The organism is Kitasatospora sp. NPDC127060, from assembly GCF_042724935.1.
Classification (GTDB): domain Bacteria; phylum Actinomycetota; class Actinomycetes; order Streptomycetales; family Streptomycetaceae; genus Kitasatospora.
Genome location: NZ_JBHXEG010000119.1, coordinates 1 through 20390, shown reverse-complemented (window position 1 = coordinate 20390; position 20390 = coordinate 1). Strand labels below are relative to the sequence as shown.

Here is a 20390-nt window from a genome sequence, read left to right as displayed (position 1 = left end):
GGGGTGCACGCCCGTGCACCCCGGGACGCCTCGTCCCCTGGCCGCCCGGATCGTCAGAACCGGACGTCGGTGCAGGAGTAGAAGGCGTTGCCGGTGTCGGCGATGGTCCAGACCGCCACGACCACCTGGTGCCCGGTGCGCCCGCCGGGGACGGTCGCGGTGTGGCTGAGGGTGCTCGGCACCTGCTGCCCGCCGTACGGGACGGTCAGGAAGGGCGTCAGGTCGAGGCTGTCCCGGGTGATCGGCTGGGAGGCGTCGTAGCCGGGCTTGGTGAGGTAGTACTCGAAGTCGGTGGTCGCGTGCCGGGCGGTGAACTTCCAGGTGAAGGTGAGCTGTTGGCCTGCCGTCACCGGTGTGGTCGGCCAGGCGCCGCCGTGCGGGTCGTCCAGTTCGGCGAAGCGGGAGTTGCCGCCGGCGCAGATGGTGCCGTCCGAGGGCTCGGCCGCCGGGAAGCCCTTCGGGCCCTCGACGCTCTGCGGTTCCCACTGGATGTCGCCGCAGTCCCACGGGACGGCGCTCGCGTCCGCGTCGCAGAGCGCGGCCCGGCTGGGCGGGCCGGTGATGTAGCCGTGGGACTGGGCCGGGAAGGCCAGGGTGAGCGGGATCGCCAGCGCGGCGACGGCCGCCCCGACCAGATGACGTGTGCGCATGGTGCTCCTCCGTGGGGGTGGATGGAGAGTGCGCCGGGGCGCAGACGCGCGCGCGTTGGGGGTGCGGCGGCCGGGACATGGGGGAACCCTTGGCATGCCTGCGCCAGCCCGGTGCCCCCACGGTAGGAGCCGGCACGGGCGCCCGTCAATGGTCTGAACCATTTTGGGCAGAGCCCCAACTTCCGCCCGCTACAAGCCGGTTGGGCGACGAAGGCCCCGCCCCCAGCGAAGCCGGGAGCGGGGCCTTCACGGCAAGTGGGTTACTTCTTGCCCTGGGTCTGGCCTGTCGATTTTGCGGGCCTGATCAAGGGGCTCTGACCTGGGGTTGAGCCGTCGACAGTTGTCATCGTTGGCCGCCCTTGATCGACGCCGGACGGCCCACAGACGGCCCAGAAGCTAGCTTCGTCCCACCCGGGAAGCTCGCTCGCCGCCCACGAGCAGCGCAGCGAGCGCAGTGCTATCGACAAGCGCCTGATGCAGGTACCCAGCCGGCACCGCGAGAACGATGACGACCACAATGACCGCGACAGCCCACGGCATCAGGTCGATAGTTGACAGGGGATACGGGATAGGAGTCAGACTCATGGGGATACCTCCATGGTGTCGGAAGCCCGCACGCGTCGCTCCTGGTTTCGACCCCCTGGGCGGCGTGCGCGGGCTTCTTGCTTGAGGCTCCATGATGGCCAGTCACCACCCGGTTAAAGCAAGCCATCCAGCGGGCCTGAAAGAGAGGGAAGAGGACCTCCTTGGCGAAGAAGTCCCGGTCGGCCCGACGGCGCTTCAATGGCACGTCGCGCCGCCAAATCGGTTCTTGACCTGGAGAGATAGCCCTCTACCACATGCCGAGAACAGCCCGGTCCGACGCGAGAAAAAATACCACATAAAACGTGCTCTCACCCGCCAGGAATGCCCCATCTTGTGCCATATATCCAGTGGCGCAGATCACATGAAAAAATTCCACTCGCGCTTCACTGCAATTAGCCCCATCGGGCATTCCTGACAGGCAGGTCGGACCAGATACGGAAGAGCAGTGCCAGGTTCCGTAACCAGCTGGCCCGATCGGCGTGACGGCCCAAGCTGGTCCCGCTCAGGGCAGCTGGCAGAACGCCACGGTCGCGTCATCGCCGGACTTGAAGCGCGGCCAGCGGCGCCCGTCCGGGTCCGTGGCCTCGGTCTTCCGGACCTCCGAGATCAGGCCGTCCGCGCCAGCCTCCCGGAGCGTTGCGAACGCGTTCGTCCAGGATGCCGTGCGGTACTCGGTCACGAGGCGCGAGACCCCATCGGACAGCACGGCCACCGAGCGGACGTCATCGAGCGGCACCGCACCCGTCAGCGCGTGGCGAGCGGCTTCGCCGGTGGATGCGGCCACCCAGTAGCCGTCCAGGGTGTTCCGGGTGAGCCGCTGGGCCTCGACCATCCGGCGGACGGCCTCACTGTGCTCCGGCGTGCCGGTGGCGAACCGTTCCGTCTCCGCGCGGAGTTCCGGCACCACGGTGTCCACCCGCAGGTCGGTGACCACCTGGTAGTCGTCGGCCCGCTCGAAGACGATCGGCGAGTCAGCGAGAACCAGGTAGTCGAAGCTGTCGGCCCCGGCCCGCAGGACCGACACCGTGGCCGACGGTGTACCGGGGTTGCCGAGGTCGCACCCGGGGTGGAGCGCGGCAACCTGGTCGAGGGCCTGCGCCAGCCCGTCCGCCAGCGGCCGGCCGGGCTCTGCCAGTGCGGCCACCAGGTGGCCGCCCAACTGGGCGACATACCACGGGACGCCGTGCCGACAGCCGGTGTCCAGCCCGGCCGTGCTCAGGCCGTCCAGGACGACGGCGAGCGTGGGCGTGGCCGCCACCCAGTCTTCGTTCGGGTTTGCGCCGCCCGGAGCGGTGGCGATGGAGACGCGCATCTGTCAGCCCTCGTGTCGGTAGATCGGAGTGACCCTGCTGCTCTCCAGAACTTCCAGGGTCTGCGGGTCGTAACGGCAGGAGATGAGCGTGGAGAAACGCTTCGCCCGAACCTCGCGGTAGAGCTCGCTGAGGTGGTTCTCCAGGTAGTGCACGACGCCGTTCGCGCCGATCGCGTGGATGCCCGCGATGTACAGGAAGGTCCCCTTGCCATCGAGTCGGGGAAGCCGAGCGAGGTACCCGACGTCCCCGGCCGTGCCGTCCACGTCGAGCGGGGAGCGGTACTCGGTCTCGGTGCGCAGGTCCACCAGGTGCCAGGCCGAGTCCTTGCGGAACCGCAGGTTGTCGTCGCCTTCGAGCACCTGGGCAACGATCGGGGACAGCCGCGGCCCGCAGATGACGACCAGGTGCTCGCGGTTCAGGTTCACGATGCCGGACGGCGGGATGACCTCGTAGGCGGAGTCGAGCTTGAGACCGGTGAACAGCTTCCGCAGGTGCTCGTAGTTGTTCAGGTCTTCCCTGGTCACGACCTGGCTTGGGTTCTCATCCAGGGACTTCCCCGCCTCGTACTTGCCGCCGACCGCCACGGTCATCGGGCCTAGGCCGAAGAACGCCCGCTCCGGCGCGGGGCCGGCCGACGCGAGCTGACCGACGCGCCCACGGCTTACGCCGAGCAGAGCAGCGATTTCGGTCTGCGACATGCCCGTCGCCGACGCCTCTTCGATGGCTTCCCGGCGAACACGGGACAGCTCGACCACCCGGTTCTGGTAGTCGGCCATCAGGGCAATCGCCGCCTTGGCCCGTTCGATCGGGACGGCCACGTTGGCCACCCGTTCAAGCTCTTCGTGCATCGTGATCCCTTCGCCGCTTAGGGGGGCGAAGCAAGCCTACCGCTAGAGGGGCTTGACGCACAGATGGCATCTGCCTACCTTGGGTATCGCGAGAGAGCGAAAGCCCCCCTAAGCAGCACGGGAAACGGGCTTAGCATTTCTCTGACCTGCCCAAACGCAGCGAAGCGGCGCCCCAACCGCCAAGTCAGTACGCCGCTTCGTGCCCCGGTGAAGGGAGTTCCATCATGCACGCTCCGCTGGTTTCGCAGCCGTCGCTGACGGTCGGCTCGGTCGAAGACAACGTCTCGCTGTTCGGCGAGGCGGACCGGGGTGAGACCGAGCCGCGCCTGTCGGTGCGGGTGTCGATGTCGCTGCGGTTCTTCGAGCTGGTGGGCCTGCTGGCCTTCCACCCGGAGATGATGCTCACCACCTCGGACCTGGCGAAGTCCGAGGAACTGGCGGAGGCGCTGCGGTTCGCGCTCGTCAGCTCCGACATCCGCCAGATCGAGGACTTCGCGGAGCTGGCCGAGACCGCCCTGTCGCACCCGCGTCGGCCGTTCTACGCCTCTACGAAGCTGGTGGCCGAGGCCGTGACCCGCACCTTCGGGATGAGCGCCCCGCAGCCGCCCGCCGCCCCGGCCCTGTCCCTGGTGGCCCCGGCCGCCCGTACGGCGGTGGCGGCGTGAACACCGCGCTGACGAACACGGCGGGCAACGCCCGGCTGCGGGCCGCTCTGGTGGCCTCGAAGATGACGATCGAGGGCCTGGCCCGCGAAGTGGGCATGGACCCGCGCACGGTGGAGCGGTGGCTGAACGAGCCCGGCCGCAGCCCGCACGCCCGCCACGCCCACGAGGTGGCCAAGCTGCTGCACGTCGACCCGTACGAGGTCTGGCCGACCCTCGGCAGCCGCCGCAAGAGCAGCGCGCAGCCCCGGGACGAGCTGCTCGCCTGGTACCCGACCCGGGGCGCCGCCCCGGCCGGGCTGTGGGCCACCTTGCTGCGCGGTGCGGGCGACCGGATCGACCTGGCGCTGTCCTGCGGGCTGTTCCTCGCGGACGCCGTCCCCGACCTGGTGGAGCTGCTGGCCGAGCGCGCCGCCGCCGGGGTCCGGGTGCGCCTGGCGCTGCCGGACCCGACGCAGGCGGCGACGCAGAACGAGGCCACCCGCCTGCTGCTGGTCGAAGACCTCTACACCGTCCTCCAGCACGTTCCCGGCGTCCGTCTGGTCCGCCACGGCGGCATCGCGAACGACGTCGTGCGGGCGGACGAGCAGCTGCTGGTGATGCCGAAGGTGGACGGCTGCCCGCCGGCCGCCGCCCCGGTCCTGCACCTCAAGCGTCTCGAACAGGCCCCGCTCACTGGCGCCTACCTCCTCGGCCTGGACCACGTCTTCACCACCGCCGTGCCGCTGGTGCACACCCGCCGCCTCGCCGCCGCCTGACCACCACTTCCGGAGCACCCATGAACAACCCCAGCCCGAACCTGCCCTCGCTCGCCGAGCTGGTCAGCTACACCAGCCGGGAGCCGCTGACGGTCAAGGAGATCGCCGCCGCGCTCGGCACCACGAAGTGGACCGTGCACCGCGAGATCAACTCCGGCCGCCTGCCGCACTACCGCATCGGCTCCCACATCCGTGTCCAGCGCTCGGTCTTCAGGGCCTACCTGAAGGACTTGAACGTCCCTGTCGGCATCACCGGCATCGCGGGCTGACAGCCCCCGCTCAGCAGCGCTCAGCGGTGCTCACGCCCGCTCACGGCCCGCTCACCGGGTGGTCCTGAAACCCGGACAGCCGGGCCTGAAACGGCCGCCGGTGGACCTGAAACAGCGCCCCGCGCGGGTGGGTGTTCACCGGTGAACACCCGGGCACTCACCACCGCTCACGGGCCGCTCACAGGGTGCCGTTGAAGCCGGGGCGGGCGGACCTGAAAAGGCCACCGCCGCGCCTGAAACGGCACCCGGCCCGGGCGGGTGTTCACCGGTGAACGCCGGGGTGTTCACCCCGCTCACGGCCCGCTCACCGGGTGGGCCTGAAACGCCCGGACCCGCCCCTGAAACGGCCCGGGGCGCGGCTGAAACGCCCACAGGCGGCCCCGAAACCGCAGGCCAGAGCCGGTGAACACCGGTGAGCGCCCGGCTCAGGGCCGGTGGACACCGGGGCTGGAGAAGCGCTTCTCCAGCCCCGCCGGCACTCGACCCCCGCCGCCGTTTCAGGCCCGGCGGTGGCCTCTTCAAGCCCGGCCGTGAGCGCCCGTGAGCACGATCCGGCGGCCGGTGAACACCTCCCCCTTTAAGAGCGCTTCTCCTCGGCGGACCGGGGCGAGCGTGCCCGACCCAGCACCGCCAACTCCCCCAAGGAGAAGCGCTCTTAAGGGGGCAGTGAGCGCCCCGTCGAAGGAGTCCGAGCAGTGCGCGACCCACCACCCGACCACCCGCCCGCCCAGGCCGACCCGCCCCGCGAACCCGCCGGAGAACCCGTGTCTGTCGAAACCCTCCCCACCCCCGCCGCTGACGGCCGACCACAGGCCCAGCCGAACCCGATGTACGACCCCGCCACCGGCCTGGACCGCCCCGAGAGGCCGGGCCCCGTCCCGGACCCGGAGGTGTTCTGCGGCTGGGCCGGGGACACCGTCCGCGATCTCGACCCCACCAGCGAGGCCGACCCCGTGGGCGTGCTGGTGAACCTGCTGTCCGCCGCCGGGGCCGCGATCGGCCCCAGGCCGTTCCTGTGGATCGGCAACGACCGCCACCCCGCCCTGATCTGGGCCCTCACGGTCGGCGCCACCGCCGCCGGGCGCAAGGGCGCCGCCACCAACACCGTCAAGCGCCTGCTGACGGCCGCCGTGCCGGACTTCATCGCCGTCAACGCCCGCTCCGGCCTCTCCTCCGGCGAGGGCCTGATCGAGGCGGTGCGCGACGGCGACGGCGACAAGGACCCCGGCGTCACCGACAAGCGCCTGTGGGTGGTCGAGTCGGAGTACGGCGTCACCATGGCCCGCGGCCGCCGGGAGGGCTCATCCCTGAGCGGCATCCTGCGCCAGGCCTGGAACGGCGAAGACCTCGGCGTCATGAACCGCGAGGCCCTGTCCGCCACCGCCCCGCACATCGCCGTCATCGGCCACATCTCCCCGCGCGAGCTGCGGGCCAAGATGCAGGACGCCGAGATGGCCGGCGGGACCTACAACCGCTTCCTGCCGGTCTTCGTGCACCGCAACCTGCTGCTGCCCGACGCCACCGGCGCCCCGGACGGGCTGATCGACAACCTGGCTTCCGCCTGGCGCACCGTGCTGAGCGACGCCCGCCAGGTCGGCGAAGTCCAGCTCACCGAGCAGGCCGCGCAGCTCTGGCGCGAGGAGGTCTACCCGGCGCTGTGCGGGGACGAGGGAGACGACGGCCCGCTCGCCGAGTTCACCGCCCGCGCCGCCCCCTACGCCAAGCGCACGGCCATGGTCTACGCCCTCACCGACCACACCGACCGCATCGGCGAAGCCCACCTCCGCGCCGCCTGGGCCCTCGTCCGCTACGCCCGCGCCAGCGCCGCCCACATCCTCGGCGCCATGGTCGAGGGCACCGGCGACCCGGACCTGGACAAGCTCGCCGCCGCCGTGAAGGCGGCCGGGCCGAACGGGCTGACCGGGGACGAGGTGTACCGGCTGTTCAAGCGCCGCAACGCCGCCTACCGCTCCGACCTCACCGCGCGCCTGTGCGAGCTGCCCGGCTTCGCCGCCGTCCAGGTGCCCGGCGACGGCCGCCACCGCACCGTCTACCTCTTCGCACCCCCCGGGTGAAAAGGGTGAGAAGGGTGGAAAGCCCGCTGACCTGCGAAAACGCCGGGTGAAAAGGCGGGTGGAAAGGGGTGGAAAGCCCCCGACCGCCCGCAGCCCCCGACCCTTTCCACCCCTTTCCACCCCGCTTTCCACCAGACAAAACCGCAGGTCAGATCCCTTTCCAACCTTTCCACCCTTTCCACCACGCACCCCAGAACGGAGACCACCGCCATGACCCGCCCCACCAGCACCAGCCCCGCCCGACCGTCCAGCGCACCGGACGCCCCACCGGCCGCCACGACGCCCCGAGCGCGCTCCCCACCACGGCACGGCCGGGCAGAAGAAACCACCCCGCCCCCGGCGGGCGGGTGGCCTCTTCAAGCCCGCGCCACACCGCCACCCGGCCCGCCGGCCGAACCACCCACGCACCGACCCCGGCAACGGGCCGTCACCACCCCCCACCCACCCCCCACCCGAGAAAGACCCTCCCCCACCCGCTCAGGGGCCCGGGAGGCCGCTCTCCGGCCGGGTGGGGGGTGGGTGGGAGGTCACGCTCCGCGCTCATCATCACCGCCCGCTCCGTGACTCCGGGAGCCCCACGTACGCGTGCACGCGTACGCGCGAAGGAGCCTCCGGCCGACACACAGCGTCACCGAAGGACCGACACCTGGCCGTCAGGCCCCAGGTGTCAGAAACCGTCTGACGGCCCTGACGCCCAGATCCCCGGGTAACGCGCGCACGCGCGCGAGGAGCCCCCGTCTGACACCCCGTCTGACGGCTTCTGACGTCCACCTGACGCCCGCTCTGACGCCCCTGACACCCCACCGCCGACCGTCCTGACGGCCCTGACGCCTCCGGGCCGACCACCCGAGGACCGTTCTGACGGTCCTGACAGCTCTGACACCCGCCCTGACACCCCCGACGCCATCACCCACCGCAACCACCCCGGTCGGCCCGGCACCGTCCGCCCGACCCACCTGTCACCTGTCGCCTGTCGCCCCACCCCGAAACAGGCCCCACAGCCCCGAAACCACCCCCTGACCTGCGGACGACAGGCGACAGGACAGGTGACAGGCGACAGGTGACAGACAGGTGAGGCGACAGGCAGACGACAGCCCAACCACCAAGGAGGACACCGTGGCCAACCGCCGCACCCCGGACGACCCGCGACCCACCGTGGTCGCCCTGCCCACCCGCTTCCTCACCCCCGAGGACGTCGCCGCCCTCTTCGGCGTCCCGCTGGAGACCGTCTACCAGTGGCGCCGCAAGCGCACCGGCCCGCCCGCCTTCCGCGTCGGCCGACACCTCCGCTACCACCCCGACGTCGTCGCCCAGTGGGTCACCGACCAGACCCACCAGGCCGCCGCCTAGGCCAACTGTCAGGTGACAGGCGCCAGTCGGTGACTGTCACCTCAGGCCGTTTTCCCCAGGTAACGCGTGCGCGCGAGGGGTGACAGGCACCGACTGGCACCCCCTGTCACCCCCGCTGGCACCTGATCTCCGCCCCTCTGGCACCCCGCTACAGATCCCACCACAAGGAGCTGGCCCATGGCCGGACACATCCAGGACCGCTGGTACAAGACCGAGACCGGCCCCGACGGCAAGCCGCGGCGCGTCCGCACCGACCGTTACGGCACCGGCAAGCGGTACCGGGCCCGATACGTCGCCCCGGACGGCACCGAGAAGAGCAAGAGCTTCCCCGACCGGCAGAAGCGCCAGGCGGAGGAGTGGCTGGCCCGGATCGAGGCCGACATGTCGCGCGGGCAGTACCTCGACCCGACGACGGCGAAGACCACCTTCCAGGAGTTCGCCGAGCACTGGCTGAGGAGCCAGACCAGCGACCCCAACACGCAGGCCTCGATGCAGTCGCAGCTGCGGCGGCACGCCTTCCCGCGGATCGGGGCCCGGCCGCTCAGCTCGTTCCAGCCCAGCCACATCCGGGAGTTCGTGGCCGAGCTGGAGACCTGCGGCATGTCCGGGTCGTACGCCCGGGTCATCTTCTCCAACGTCCGGGCCGTGCTGAGCGCGGCCGTGGACGACGGCATCCTGCTCCGGAACCCGTGCGTCGCCCGGACCGTGCGCCCGCCGGTCGTCGGGGCCCGGCGGGTCGTCCCGTGGGAGCCGGAGCGGGTCTTCGCCGTGCGGGAGGCGATGACCGAGCGGTACCGGGCGACGGTGGACGTCGGCGCCGGCTGCGGGCTGCGGCAGGGCGAGATCCTGGGGCTGGCCGTGGATGCGCTGGACTTCGACGACAGCACGATGCACGTCACCCAGCAGCTCAAGCTGAGCCGGAGCAAGCCGGTGTTCGCGCCACCGAAGGGCGGGACGCTGCGGAGCGTGCCGCTCCCCCGGCCGGTCGCCGACGCGCTCAGGGCCCACATGGAGCGGTTCCCGGCGGTGGAGATCACGCTGCCGTGGATGAAGGTGGGCGGACCGCCGGTCACGAAGCGGCTGATCTTCACCAGCCTGTCCGACTCGATCGTCTGGCGCGGCATGCTGAACGAAGACCACTGGAAGCCCGCGCTGGCCGCCGCCGGGGTCATCCCGACGCCGGGCAAGGGGGAGTCCTACGCGTCCGCCCGGGAGCACGGGATGCACGCGCTCCGGCACTTCTTCGCGTCGGTGCTGCTGGACGCCGGGGAGAGCATCAAGGCCGTCAGCGAGTACCTGGGCCACGCCGATCCGGGGCTGACGCTGCGGGTGTACGCCCACCTGATGCCGGAGAGCCGGCACCGGGCGCGGAAGGCGATCGAAGGGGTCTTCGCGCCCCAAGATCACGAAGGCTGACGGCCCACAGACGGCCCGGGAATGACGACGGCCCCTCACCAGCGCCAAACGCGCAGGTGAGGGGCCGTTTCGCCAGGTGGGTTACTTCTTGCCCTGGTTCTTGACCGCCTCGATGGCGGCCGCGGCGGCGTCCGCGTCGAGGTAGCGGCCGCCCTTGGCGACCGGCTTGAAGTCGGCGTCCAGCTCGTAGACCAGCGGGATGCCGGTCGGGATGTTCAGGCCCGCGATGTCGGCGTCGGAGATGCCGTCGAGGTGCTTGACCAGCGCGCGCAGGCTGTTGCCGTGGGCGGTGACCAGGACGGTCTTGCCGGCGGCGAGGTCCGGGACGATGGCGTCGTACCAGTACGGGAGCATCCGCTCGACGACGTCCTTCAGGCACTCGGTGCGCGGACGCAGCTCGCTCGGGATGTCGGCGTAGCGGGCGTCACCGGCCTGCGAGTACTCGGCGCCGTCGGCCAGCACCGGCGGCGGGGTGTCGTAGGAGCGGCGCCACAGCTGGAACTGCTCCTCGCCGAACTCGGCCAGGGTCTGGGCCTTGTCCTTGCCCTGCAGCGCACCGTAGTGGCGCTCGTTCAGGCGCCAGCTGCGGCTGACCGGGATCCAGTGCCGGTCGGCCTTGTCCAGGGCGATCTGCGAGGTCCGGATGGCGCGGCGCAGCAGCGAGGTGTGCACCACGTCGGGGAACAGGCCCTCGGCGGCCAGGAGCTCGCCACCGCGGGCGGCCTCCTTCTCGCCCTTCTCGTTGAGGTCGACGTCGACCCAACCGGTGAACAGGTTCTTCTGGTTCCACTGGCTCTCGCCGTGACGGAGCAGGATGAGTCGGTACGTCGTGTCAGCCATGGCCCCCAGCTTAGTGGAGGGCCCGAAAACCCCTGGTGGGGACCTTGGGTGGCTGTGTAATCTGTGCCGCGGCTATCTGCCACTTACACCCGTCGGCTGACCGGGCCTGCCCTCGCCGCTCAGCGGACGCCTGCCCTCGGGAGCCCCACATGCTCGTCGCCCCAGCCGCGGACACCCGGCTCCGAAGAATGCTCCGCGAGACGGCGGGCGGGTTGCCGCGGGCATTCTGGTGGCTCTGGGTCTCGACGCTGGTCAACCGGCTCGGCGCGTTCGTGGTCACCTTCCTGTCGCTCTACCTCACCAGCGACCGGGGGTACTCGGCTTCCTACGCGGGCCTGGTCGCCTCCCTGTTCGGGCTCGGCGCGGCGATCTCGTCGATCGTCGCCGGCATCCTGGCCGACCGGGTCGGCCGCCGGCCGACCCTGGTCGCCGCCCAGCTCGGCACCGCCCTGTGCACCGCCGTGCTCGGCTTCACGGACGGCCAGGTGGCGATCGCCGTGGTGGCCTTCCTGGTCGGCTTCTGCAACAACGCCACCCGGCCGGCCATCTCGGCGATCATCGCGGACATCGTCCCGGCCGCCGACCGGGTCCGTGCCTACTCGCTGAACTTCTGGGCGATCAACCTGGGCTTCGGCCTCTCCTCGGCCGTCGCCGGCCTGATCGCCACCTACGGCTACCTCACGCTGTTCCTGCTGGACGCGGTCTCCACGCTGCTCTGCGCGGTGGTGATCTTCGTCAGGATCCCGGAGACCAAGCCCGACACCCCGGCGGCGCAGGCGGATGAACCGGCGGTCGGCCTCGGCACGGTGATCCGCGACAGCCGCTTCATGGCGGTCGTCGGGCTCACCCTGCTGCTCGCCCTGGTGATGCAGCAGGCCTCCACCACGCTCCCGGTGGCCATGGGCGAGCGGGGGATCACCTCCTCCCAGTACGGCCTGGTCATCGGCCTGAACGGGCTGCTGATCGTGCTGCTGCAGATCCCGCTCACCCGGTGGGTCGAAGGGCGCAGTCGAACGGCGATGCTGGCGGCCGCCGCGCTGCTGATCGGCTGGGGCTTCGGGATGACGGCCCTGGCCGGGACGTCGGCGTGGTTCTACGCCGTCACCGTGGCGGTCTGGACGATCGGGGAGATCGGCTACACGCCGACGCTGATGGGTCTGGTCGCCGAGCTGTCCCCGACCCACGCGCGCGGCCGCTACCAGGGCGTCTACTCGCTCGCCTGGTCGCTCGCCCTGTTCCTCGGCCCGGCCGTGGGCGGTGTGGTGCTGGACGACGCCGGTGGCGGGGTGCTGTGGGGCGCGTGCGGTGTGTGCGGCACGGTCGCCGCGGTCGGGTACGCGGTGCTGGGGAAGCGGTCCGGAGCCCCGGCCAGGGCGAGCGGCACCGGGGGCGTGGCGGCCGTCGCGGTGGCGGAGACCGAGACGGCGACCGACACGGCGACCGACACGGCGGCCGAGAAGGCTCCGGCGGGCGCCTGAGCGGCCCGGCCGGGGGCGGTCGGAGTGAGTCGGAGTGAGTCGGAGTGAGTCGGAGTGAGTCCGGCCGGCGGGCGGGAGTCGGTCAGCCGGATCCCGGTCAGTCGGCGGTCGGGGCGGCCAGGTGCGCGAAGGCGGCCAGGTTGCGGGTGGACTCCCCGCGCTTGGTGCGCCACTCCCACTCGCGCCGGATCGCCGAGGCGAAGCCCAGCTCCAGCAGGGTGTTGAAGGGCTCGTCGGCGTTCTCCAGCACCGTGCCGAGCAGCCGGTCGACGGCGTCCGGGGTGAGCACCTCCAGCGGCAGCCGACCGGCCAGATAGACGTCGCCGAGCGCGTCCATCGCATAGGCGACGCCGTAGAGACGGGTGTTGCGCTCCAGCAGCCAGCGGTAGACGGCCTCGTGGTTCTCGTCCGGGCGGCGGATCACGAAGGCGTTCACCGACAAGGTGTGGTCTCCGACCCGCAACGCGCAGGTGGTGCTCAGCTTGCGGGTGCCCGGGAGGGTCGCCACCAGGGTGTACGGGTCGGTGGCGGCCGGCTCCCAGGCCACCCCGGCGTCGTCCAGGGCGGTGCGCAGGAGGGTCAGGGCCTCGTCCTTGGTGCGGATTGCCATGGGGGTGACGTTACTCGGCGGTACCTCTCTCCGGCAGCCCGGGCGGACCCGCCGGGGCCGCTCAGGCCCGGCGGCGGGCCACCGCCAGCCGGCCGGCCGGGCGGGCCAGGCTGCCGGCGTACACCTCGGCGGTGGTCGCCGCGGCGGTGTCCCAACCGAAGGCCGCCGCGTGCCGGGCCGCCGCCGCGCCGCGCCGGGCCACCAGCGCCGGGTCGGTGACGTACGGCTCCAGCGCGTGCGCCCACGCCATCGGGTCGTGGCCGTGCACGAGGGTGCCGGACTCGCCGTCCCGCACGGCGACCGGCAGGCCACCGACCGCGGCCGCCACCACCGGGGTGCCGCAGGCCTGGGCCTCCAGCGCGACCAGGCCGAAGGACTCGCTGTACGAGGGCATCACCAGGGCCGTCGCCGCGCGGTACCAGTCCGCCAGCCGGGCCTGGCCGACCGGGGGGTGGAAGCGCACCACATCGCCGATGCCCAGCTGGGCGGCCAGCTTGTGCAGGCTCTCCGGGCGGGCCAGCCCGGTGCCCGACGGCCCGCCGACCACCGGCACCACCAGCCGCTCGCGCAGCTCCGGACGGCGCCCCAGCAGCGCGGCGACCGCCCGCAGCAGCACGTCGGGCGCCTTCAGGGGCTGGATCCGTCCGGCGAACAGCAGCACCGCGGCATCCTGCGGCAGGCCCAGCCGGGCCCGGGCGTCGGCCCCGGCCCGCGGGCCGCCGGGGCGGAAGACGTCCAGGTTGACCCCGGGGTGGACGACGGCCAGCTGGTCCGGCCGGGCGGAGTAGTGCAGCGCCAGCTCGGCGGCCTCCTCGGTGGTGTTGGCGATCAGCCGGTCGGCCGCCTCGACCACCTGGGTCTCGCCGATCACCCGGGCCGCGGGCTCGGGCGTGTCGCCCTCGGCCAGCGCGGCGTTCTTGACCTTCGCCATGGTGTGCATGGTGTGCACCAGCGGCACCCCCCAGCGCTGCGCGGCCAGCCAGCCGACCTGCCCGGAGAGCCAGTAGTGCGAGTGCACCAGGTCGTAGTGGCCGGGGCGGTGACCCGCCTCCGTCCGCAGCACCCCGTGGGTGAAGGCGCACAGCTGGGCCGGCAGGTCCTCCTTGATCAGACCCTCGTACGGCCCGGCGGTGACGTGCCGGACCAGCACGCCCGGGGCCAGCTCGACGGTCGGCGCGTCGTCCGAGCAGATCGCCCGGGTGAACACCTCGACCTCGATGTTGAGCTCGGCCAGGCGCTTCGCCAGCTCGACGATGTAGACGTTCATCCCGCCGGCGTCCCCGGTACCGGGCTGGTGCAGCGGCGAGGTGTGCACGCTGAGCATGGCTATCCGGCGCGGGCGGCGGCGGCCCGGGACCAGCGACTGCAGCCGGCCGCGCGCGGGCGCGGCGGACTGGGCACGGCGTACCGAACGGACGGGGTGCTGGATCACCTGGCTGAAGCCTCCTCGTGTGCGGCCCGTCTCGGCGGTCCGCGTGAACGGGCCGCCGCATGTCCGGTGTGCGCTGCCCCGTCCCGGGCACACATCACCACCAGTGTGCCAACCACCTCGCGGTCGTCCGGCATTCCCGGTCCCGGCGACCGGTCGGCCGGGGCGGCATCCGTACAGGTCAGGGCGGTGGCCGACCGGCCCTGCGGGCGCCGACTACCCTTCTGGGCATGGCTGCCTCCTTCGACCCCGCGACCGCCGCGCCCGCCCGCGGACGGACCGGACGGCCGGTCGGGACCGTCACCCGGGGCACCACCAACACCAACCGGCTGCGCCGGATGGACCGCTGGATCGCCCACACCCTGGGCCGGACGCTGCGCGCCGCCGAGCGGCCGCCGGTGGCGGTCGACCTCGGCTACGGCGCGGCGCCGTGGACGGCGGTGGAACTGGCCGGACGGCTGCGCACGGTGCGGCCCGACGTCCGGGTGGTCGGGATCGAGATCGAGCCGGAGCGGGTCGCGGCCGCGCTGCCCTACGCCGAGCCGCCGCTGCTCACCTTCCGGCGCGGCGGCTTCGAGGTGCCGCTGGACGGCGGCGGGCCGGCCCAGCTGATCCGGGCGGCCAACGTGCTGCGGCAGTACGACGAGTCGGCGGTGGCCGGGGTGTGGGAGCGGCTGTGCGCCCGGCTCACGCCGGACGGGCTGCTGGTCGAGGGCACCTGCGACGAGATCGGGCGGCGGCACGTCTGGGTCGCGCTGGGGCCGGAGGGGCCCCGGACGGTGACCTTCGCGGCCCGGCTGGGCGGCCTGGGCCAGCCCTCCGACCTGGCCGAACGGCTGCCGAAGGCACTGATCCACCACAACGTGCCGGGGCGTCCGGTGCACGCCTTCCTGACCGACTTCGACCGGGCCTGGGCGGCGGCCGCGCCGTACGGGGCGTTCGGGGCGCGACAGCGCTGGGTGGCGGCCTGCACCGCGCTGGCGGGCAGCTGGCCGCTGGTGGACGCGCGCGGGCGGTGGCGGCAGGGCGAGGTCACGCTGCCCTGGACGGCGCTCGCGCCGTAGCGGGCGGCTCAGGCCGGGCCGTCGAGCGGCTGCGGGCCCGGTGAGCGGAGGCGCCGCCGCACCGCCGTAGCGCCGTAGCGGACCAGGTCGACCGGGACATCGGCCCTGGCCGGAGCGGCGGAGCACCGTAAGATCATCTCCGCTTGGGGGTGCTCGAACGGTCGAGGACCGGCTGTGTGCGTGGGGGTCCAGGGATGACGACGGGCGGGCGGAACAACAAGGCGATCATCGCGGTGGGGGCCACGATCGTGTTGGCCTGTGGAGCCGTGGCCGGGATGGTGGCACTGGGCGCCTTCAAGCCCGATCGGGTGAACGCCACGTGCTCGCCCGCCGGAACGGACGACCCGAAGGACTACGCGGCGTTCTGCGCCGCGCTCAACCGCCCCGACCTGCCGACGCTGCTCGGCACTCCGGACGACCGGGTCTCGACCGCCGGACCGGGCCTCTTCAAGGAGGAGGGGAAGCAGGCCAGGGCGGAGGTGCGCCTCCAGGGCACCGTCGTCAGCCTCGCGGAGAGCCCCGTCTCGGCCTGGTCGATGCGTGACGGGACGTGGCCCGGCGCCACCCCGGTCACCGTCCTCGGCCACCCTGCGGCGACCAGCAAGGGTCAGACGATCACGCTGTTCGACCCGAACCGGAGGAGCAGCCAGGACAGCCCGACCTCGCGGAAGCTCGTCATCGCCGAGGACCCCAAGGACCCGGGCGGCCGGGCCTTCGAGGTCACGGCCTTCCGCCCGGACGGCAAGCAGGTCGAGGACGCGGTCGTGCAGCGGGTCGCCGAGGCCGTGATCCCGAACCTCCCGGGCTGGGTCGCGGTCCCGTAGGGCCGCACGTCGTCCGGTCGGACGGGCGGCGCGGGCCTCCCCTTCGACTTTCACTCGAACGAGTTATCGAATATCTCTGGCGCGTTGACGCCTCGTCACGCCACGATGGACCCACCTGGCGGCGACACCACACGCCGCCCGGCGCTCACCCTGCCCGGCCCCACCGCCGGGTATCAGCCCTCCGGCCCGAGCAGCTCCTCCCGGGCCCGTTCGAACACCCCGTACATCTCCGCCCCGAACAGCACGAACCGCACCTCCGCCAGCTCCGCACCCGCCAGCGCGTCACCGCCGCCCAGCACCTCGGCGACGGCGCCCAGCGCGATCCGGGCCGCGTCCGCCGGCGGCCAGCCGAAGATCCCGGCCGACACCGCCGGGAAGGCCACCGTGCGCGCGCCCAACCCGGCCGCCGTGCACAGCGACTCGCGATAGCAGGAGGCCAGCAGCCCAGCCCGCTCCTCGTACTCCTCCGCCAGGTACACCGGCCCGACGGTGTGCACCACCCAGCGGGCCGGCAGCCGGCCCGCCGTGGTCGCCACCGCCCGCCCGGTGGGCAGTCCCTTGCCCCAGTGCGAGGCCCGCAGCCGGCGGCACTCCTCCAGGATCTGCGGCCCGCCCTTGCGGTGGATCGCGCCGTCCACCCCGCCACCGCCCAGCAGGGACGAGTTGGCGGCGTTCACCACCGCGTCCACCCGCTGTTCCGTGATGTCACCCTCGACCAGGGTGATCCGCGTCACCATCACCTGCCCCCTTCCCCGGGCCCGCCCGACAGCCGCCGGACCGGGATCCGAGCCATTGTCCGAATCCGATCATCACGCCGCTACCGGCGTGGCAATAGCCACAACGGCGCCGGTCGGCCAGAGAAATCCCCGGAGATCACGTTATGGTCGCGAGAAGTTCCCCGAGGCGCGGTGCCAGGCGGGCACTGCGAACGGACGCCGACCGTTACGCAGTCGGGGAAAGGGAGGAACCACCGATGCCCGCAACGGGAGACGGGCGGGCACCTGGTGCCGCGGACCTGCCGGGCGCCCACGACGGCGCCCCCGTCGGCCATGCCCGTACCCGCCAGGCGACCACCGGTCCGGCCACGGCCACTCCCCCGATACCCCACCCCCGCTCGCAGCCGCTCCGGACCGCGCACGGCACCCGCCGTCCCTCTCACCCCGCCGGCACGGCGCCCACCCCGGCGGCCCCGGACGGTCCCGTCGACGGCAGCGCCGCGCCACTGCGGCTACTGGTCATCGAGGACGATGCCTCGGACGCCCAACTGATCAAGGCCGCGGTCGCCGACAGCGGCACCTCGATCGAGATCCACTGGGCCCGCGGCCTCGCACAGGCCACCCAACTGCTCGCCCAGTCCTCCCCCGCCGCCCGGCGCGGACGCAACCGCGGCGGCGAGTTCGGCTGCGTGCTGCTCGACCTCGCCTCCCCCGCCGCCCGGGCCGGCGGGGCCTCGGCCGGCCTGGAAGGCCTGCACGAACTGCTCCGCCGCGCCCCGCACCTGCCGGTGGTGGTGCTCACCGACGCCGCCGGGGCCGAACTCGGCGCCGCCGCCGTCGCCGCGGGCGCCCAGGACTTCCTGCTCAAGCACGAGACGGACGGCCCGCTGCTGGCCCGCGCCCTGCGCTACGCCGTCGAGCGCAAGCGCGCCGACGAATCCCAACGCCGCCTGGTCGAGGCCGAGTTGCGCGGCCAGGAGAACGCCCGGCTACAGCGCCACCTGCTCCCCACCCCGCTGCTGGACGGCGCCGGCCTCTCCTTCACCCGGCGCTACCGGCCCGGCCGCCGCCGCGCCCTGCTCGGCGGCGACTTCTACGACGCCGTGCGCACCGACGACGGCACCGTCCACGTCGTGATCGGCGACGTCTGCGGCCACGGCCCGGACGAGGCCGCGCTCGGCGTCGCCCTCCGGATAGCGTGGCGCACCCTGGTCTTCGCCGGCCTCACCGGCGAGGCCCTGCTCACCACCCTCCAGCACGTGCTGGAGCACGAACGGCGCAGCGACGAGATCTTCGCGACGCTCTGCATGCTCGTCATCGAGCCCAGCGGCAGCCGGAGCAGCGAGCCCGACGGAGGCCGGAGCAGCGGACCCGGCGTCGACCCGAGCACCGAACCCGGCGCGCTCGGCAGCCGCGAACGGGCCCGCCTCTACCTCGCCGGACACCCGGCGCCGATGCTGCTCGGCCGCGACCATGCCCCGGCCAGCCTGCCCGCCGATCTCGCCGGGCCCGCGCTCGGCCTGCTGCCGTGCCACGACGGGGCGGCCACCTGGCCCGCCCAAGAACTCGAACTCCAGCCCGGATGGCGGCTGTTGCTCTACACCGACGGGCTGATCGAGGGCCGGGTCGGGGCCGGGTCTCGCCGCCTCGGCCAGGACGGGCTCGCCGACCTGATCGCCGACCACCAGGCCGCCGGGCTCACCCGGGGGCGGCTGGTCGACAGCGCGATCGCCGAGGTCGAGGAGCTGAACGGCGGGGCGCTCACCGACGACGTCGCGGTGCTGCTGCTGGAACGGAATCCGGAGCAGCTGATCCTGGGCTGAGGCGGACGGACCGCAGCCCGGGTGGGGTGAACTCCCCTCCCGGGCTGCGGTGTTCCGCTCGGTTCACCAGGGGCCGTACGGGCCGGTGTTGCTCCGGCCGCCGTGGCCGCCGGTCAGGGCCCGGATCGCGGGGCGGACGTCCACCACGTAGACGATCGACGCCACCAGGCCGGCCAGGGTGCCGATGCTGCCGAGGAAGTTCGCCCCGAACAGCAGGTCCCAGCCGAAGCTGATGCCCAGGACGGCCAGCCAGAAGCCCTTGGTCTTCTTGTCCGCCGCCCGGTAGGCGTCCTCCCGGCGGGTGGCCGCGTCGACCAGCGCGAAGAACTTGTAGCCGAGGATGGCCACGGCCATCCACCAGAACGGGTTCAGGTAGGAAAAGGCCAGGATCTGGAACACTCCGGTCATCGCGATCTCCTACGTCTCTCGGCTTGCTGCGCCCCGGCCGCCGCCCATCCTGGCACGGCGGCCACCCGCACGGGGTGAACGTCCCGCCGCCGGTGGATGTGCCCCGGGCGACGGGCGGGTGCTCCGGGCGGCGGCGGGGTGAGGTCAGTCGGTGGCGTCGGGGGTGTTCTTCCGGGCCTTCGCGGGCTTCTTCGGGGCGGGGGTGGGAGCGGTGTTGTCCACGAGTTCGGCTTCGAGGGCCTGGGCGGGGTCGGCCTGGGGCCGGGCCTTGTCGACCACGACCTTGCCGCGCTCGGCCAGCTCGTCGTAGGTCTCCTTGGCGCGGACGGCCAGCTCCAGCGCGCGGGCCACCTGCTGCAGGGCGAAGCCCTGGGCCCGCTCCTGCAGGACCTTCAGGTCGGTGGGGAACGCGGTGACGGCCTCGGTGACCTTGGCCGGCGCGCCGGCCAGCAGCTCCTGCGCCTCGTGCAGCCTGGCGGTGGCCAACTCCTGCGCGCCTTGGCGGTCCGCCGCCAGCGCCTCGACCTTGCCCGGCACCTCGCGCAGCTTCTCGTACGCGAGGTCCCCGGCGCCGGCCAGGGCGTACAGCGGGGTCGGGTCGGTGAGGGTCTTCTTGATCTCGTCGGTGATCGGCATGCTTACCGGTCCTCCCGGTGGGTGTTCTGGGTGGCCGCGCCGTCGGTCGTCGGGGTGGAGGCCGAAGCGGCGTTCTCCTTGAGGAAGGCGTCGTAGACCGCGAGCAGCGCCTGCTTCTGCTGCTCGTTGATCAGCGGATCGGCCAGGATCGAGGCCCGTAGCTCCAGGCCCTCACCCCGCCGCTCCTCCAGGATCCCGGCCTGGACGTACAGCGTCTCCGCCGAGATCCGCAGCGCCTTCGCGATCTGCTGCAGGATCTCCGCGCTCGGTTTGCGCAACCCTCGCTCAATCTGGCTGAGGTACGGGTTGGACACACCGGCGGCCTCCGCCAGCTGGCGCAGCGAGTACTGCGCGTTGCGGCGCTGTTCGCGGATGTACTCGCCGAGGGAGCCGACGTTGAGGGAGGCCATGGGGGTAGCTTGCGGGATTGTGCTTGCAATTGCAAGCAGGGTGCTAGCGGGGGCTAGCGGGGGGGCCGCTGCGCGGGGCTGTTGTTGTGGGGGTGGGCTTTCGGGAGGGTGGGTGGTGCCGGGGGCGGTTCCGGGGGTGGGCGCTCCGGGGGCTGGGTGATTTTCCGACCGCCGACCCTCATAGCGCGGGGTGCTCGCCGTTGGCGGTCTGAAAATCACCCGTCAC

Annotated in this window: 20 protein-coding genes; 10 read left to right on the top strand and 10 right to left on the bottom strand. The window is 72.5% G+C overall.

Features of this window, described 5'->3' with window-relative positions:
* Nucleotides 1–53: 53 nt before the first annotated feature.
* From ACFWIS_RS37970 to ACFWIS_RS37960, 3 genes are all read right to left on the bottom strand, one after another.
* Nucleotides 54–650 carry a lytic polysaccharide monooxygenase gene (locus tag ACFWIS_RS37970; RefSeq protein WP_380462457.1) on the bottom strand — a complete coding sequence of 199 codons (597 nt, stop codon included), beginning with the start codon at nt 648–650 and terminating at the stop codon, nt 54–56.
* Between the two features lie 1087 nt (nt 651–1737).
* Entirely contained in the window at nt 1738–2547 is an 810-nt protein-coding gene (locus tag ACFWIS_RS37965) for a protein phosphatase 2C domain-containing protein (RefSeq protein ID WP_380462456.1), read from the bottom strand.
* Between the two features lie 3 nt (nt 2548–2550).
* Nucleotides 2551–3396 carry a sigma-70 family RNA polymerase sigma factor gene (locus tag ACFWIS_RS37960; RefSeq protein ID WP_380462455.1) on the bottom strand — a complete coding sequence of 282 codons (846 nt, stop codon included), beginning with the start codon at nt 3394–3396 and terminating at the stop codon, nt 2551–2553.
* 224 nt (nt 3397–3620) lie between these two features.
* Here ACFWIS_RS37960 and ACFWIS_RS37955 point away from each other — a divergent pair, with 224 nt between their 5' ends.
* From ACFWIS_RS37955 to ACFWIS_RS37930, 6 genes are all read left to right on the top strand, one after another.
* On the top strand, nt 3621–4061 hold the full coding sequence (locus tag ACFWIS_RS37955) for a hypothetical protein (protein ID WP_380462454.1): 441 nt from the start codon (nt 3621–3623) through the stop codon (nt 4059–4061).
* A complete protein-coding gene (locus ACFWIS_RS37950; protein ID WP_380462453.1) occupies nt 4058–4816 on the top strand; it encodes a helix-turn-helix domain-containing protein in 759 nt (252 codons plus the stop codon). The genes ACFWIS_RS37955 and ACFWIS_RS37950 overlap by 4 nt, the downstream gene beginning before the upstream one ends.
* A 20-nt stretch (nt 4817–4836) precedes the next feature.
* On the top strand, nt 4837–5085 hold the full coding sequence (locus ACFWIS_RS37945; RefSeq protein ID WP_380462452.1) for a helix-turn-helix domain-containing protein: 249 nt from the start codon (nt 4837–4839) through the stop codon (nt 5083–5085).
* Between the two features lie 764 nt (nt 5086–5849).
* Entirely contained in the window at nt 5850–7160 is a 1311-nt protein-coding gene (locus ACFWIS_RS37940) for a DUF3987 domain-containing protein (RefSeq protein WP_380462451.1), read from the top strand.
* Between the two features lie 1116 nt (nt 7161–8276).
* Nucleotides 8277–8510, top strand: coding sequence for a helix-turn-helix domain-containing protein (locus tag ACFWIS_RS37935; protein WP_380462458.1), 234 nt, complete (start codon nt 8277–8279; stop codon nt 8508–8510).
* Nucleotides 8511–8687: 177 nt separating this feature from the next.
* On the top strand, nt 8688–9926 hold the full coding sequence (locus ACFWIS_RS37930; protein WP_380462450.1) for a tyrosine-type recombinase/integrase: 1239 nt from the start codon (nt 8688–8690) through the stop codon (nt 9924–9926).
* Nucleotides 9927–10007: 81 nt separating this feature from the next.
* Here the strand turns inward: ACFWIS_RS37930 and ACFWIS_RS37925 are convergent, their stop codons facing one another.
* Nucleotides 10008–10766 carry a phosphoglyceromutase gene (locus ACFWIS_RS37925; RefSeq protein WP_380462449.1) on the bottom strand — a complete coding sequence of 253 codons (759 nt, stop codon included), beginning with the start codon at nt 10764–10766 and terminating at the stop codon, nt 10008–10010.
* Nucleotides 10767–10915: 149 nt separating this feature from the next.
* Here ACFWIS_RS37925 and ACFWIS_RS37920 point away from each other — a divergent pair, with 149 nt between their 5' ends.
* The gene (locus ACFWIS_RS37920; protein ID WP_380462448.1) at nt 10916–12244 is read left to right on the top strand and encodes an MDR family MFS transporter; all 1329 of its coding nucleotides are present in this window, start codon (nt 10916–10918) and stop codon (nt 12242–12244) included.
* A gap of 97 nt (nt 12245–12341) precedes the next feature.
* Here ACFWIS_RS37920 and ACFWIS_RS37915 read toward each other — a convergent pair whose 3' ends face one another.
* A complete protein-coding gene (locus tag ACFWIS_RS37915; RefSeq protein ID WP_380462447.1) occupies nt 12342–12854 on the bottom strand; it encodes a YbjN domain-containing protein in 513 nt (170 codons plus the stop codon).
* A 61-nt stretch (nt 12855–12915) separates the two neighbouring features.
* Nucleotides 12916–14286, bottom strand: coding sequence for a D-inositol-3-phosphate glycosyltransferase (gene mshA / locus ACFWIS_RS37910; RefSeq protein WP_380462446.1), 1371 nt, complete (start codon nt 14284–14286; stop codon nt 12916–12918).
* 227 nt (nt 14287–14513) lie between these two features.
* Here mshA and ACFWIS_RS37905 point away from each other — a divergent pair, with 227 nt between their 5' ends.
* Together ACFWIS_RS37905 and ACFWIS_RS37900 are read left to right on the top strand one after the other, a co-directional pair.
* Nucleotides 14514–15347 carry a class I SAM-dependent methyltransferase gene (locus ACFWIS_RS37905; protein ID WP_380462445.1) on the top strand — a complete coding sequence of 278 codons (834 nt, stop codon included), beginning with the start codon at nt 14514–14516 and terminating at the stop codon, nt 15345–15347.
* 194 nt (nt 15348–15541) lie between these two features.
* Nucleotides 15542–16171, top strand: coding sequence for a DUF6215 domain-containing protein (locus tag ACFWIS_RS37900; protein ID WP_380462444.1), 630 nt, complete (start codon nt 15542–15544; stop codon nt 16169–16171).
* Between the two features lie 173 nt (nt 16172–16344).
* Here the strand turns inward: ACFWIS_RS37900 and ACFWIS_RS37895 are convergent, their stop codons facing one another.
* Nucleotides 16345–16908: an O-acetyl-ADP-ribose deacetylase gene (locus ACFWIS_RS37895; RefSeq protein ID WP_380462443.1), complete on the bottom strand. Its 564-nt coding sequence runs from the start codon at nt 16906–16908 to the stop codon at nt 16345–16347.
* 236 nt (nt 16909–17144) lie between these two features.
* Here ACFWIS_RS37895 and ACFWIS_RS37890 point away from each other — a divergent pair, with 236 nt between their 5' ends.
* On the top strand, nt 17145–18710 hold the full coding sequence (locus ACFWIS_RS37890; protein ID WP_380462442.1) for a SpoIIE family protein phosphatase: 1566 nt from the start codon (nt 17145–17147) through the stop codon (nt 18708–18710).
* A gap of 63 nt (nt 18711–18773) precedes the next feature.
* Here ACFWIS_RS37890 and ACFWIS_RS37885 read toward each other — a convergent pair whose 3' ends face one another.
* The 3 genes from ACFWIS_RS37885 to ACFWIS_RS37875 all read right to left on the bottom strand — a co-directional run bounded on the left by ACFWIS_RS37885 (nt 18774) and on the right by ACFWIS_RS37875 (nt 20164).
* Entirely contained in the window at nt 18774–19118 is a 345-nt protein-coding gene (locus ACFWIS_RS37885) for a DUF2516 family protein (RefSeq protein ID WP_380462441.1), read from the bottom strand.
* Nucleotides 19119–19262: 144 nt separating this feature from the next.
* On the bottom strand, nt 19263–19754 hold the full coding sequence (locus ACFWIS_RS37880; RefSeq protein WP_380462440.1) for a hypothetical protein: 492 nt from the start codon (nt 19752–19754) through the stop codon (nt 19263–19265).
* Nucleotides 19755–19756: 2 nt separating this feature from the next.
* The gene (locus ACFWIS_RS37875; RefSeq protein WP_380462439.1) at nt 19757–20164 is read right to left on the bottom strand and encodes a helix-turn-helix domain-containing protein; all 408 of its coding nucleotides are present in this window, start codon (nt 20162–20164) and stop codon (nt 19757–19759) included.
* Nucleotides 20165–20390: the final 226 nt, after the last annotated feature.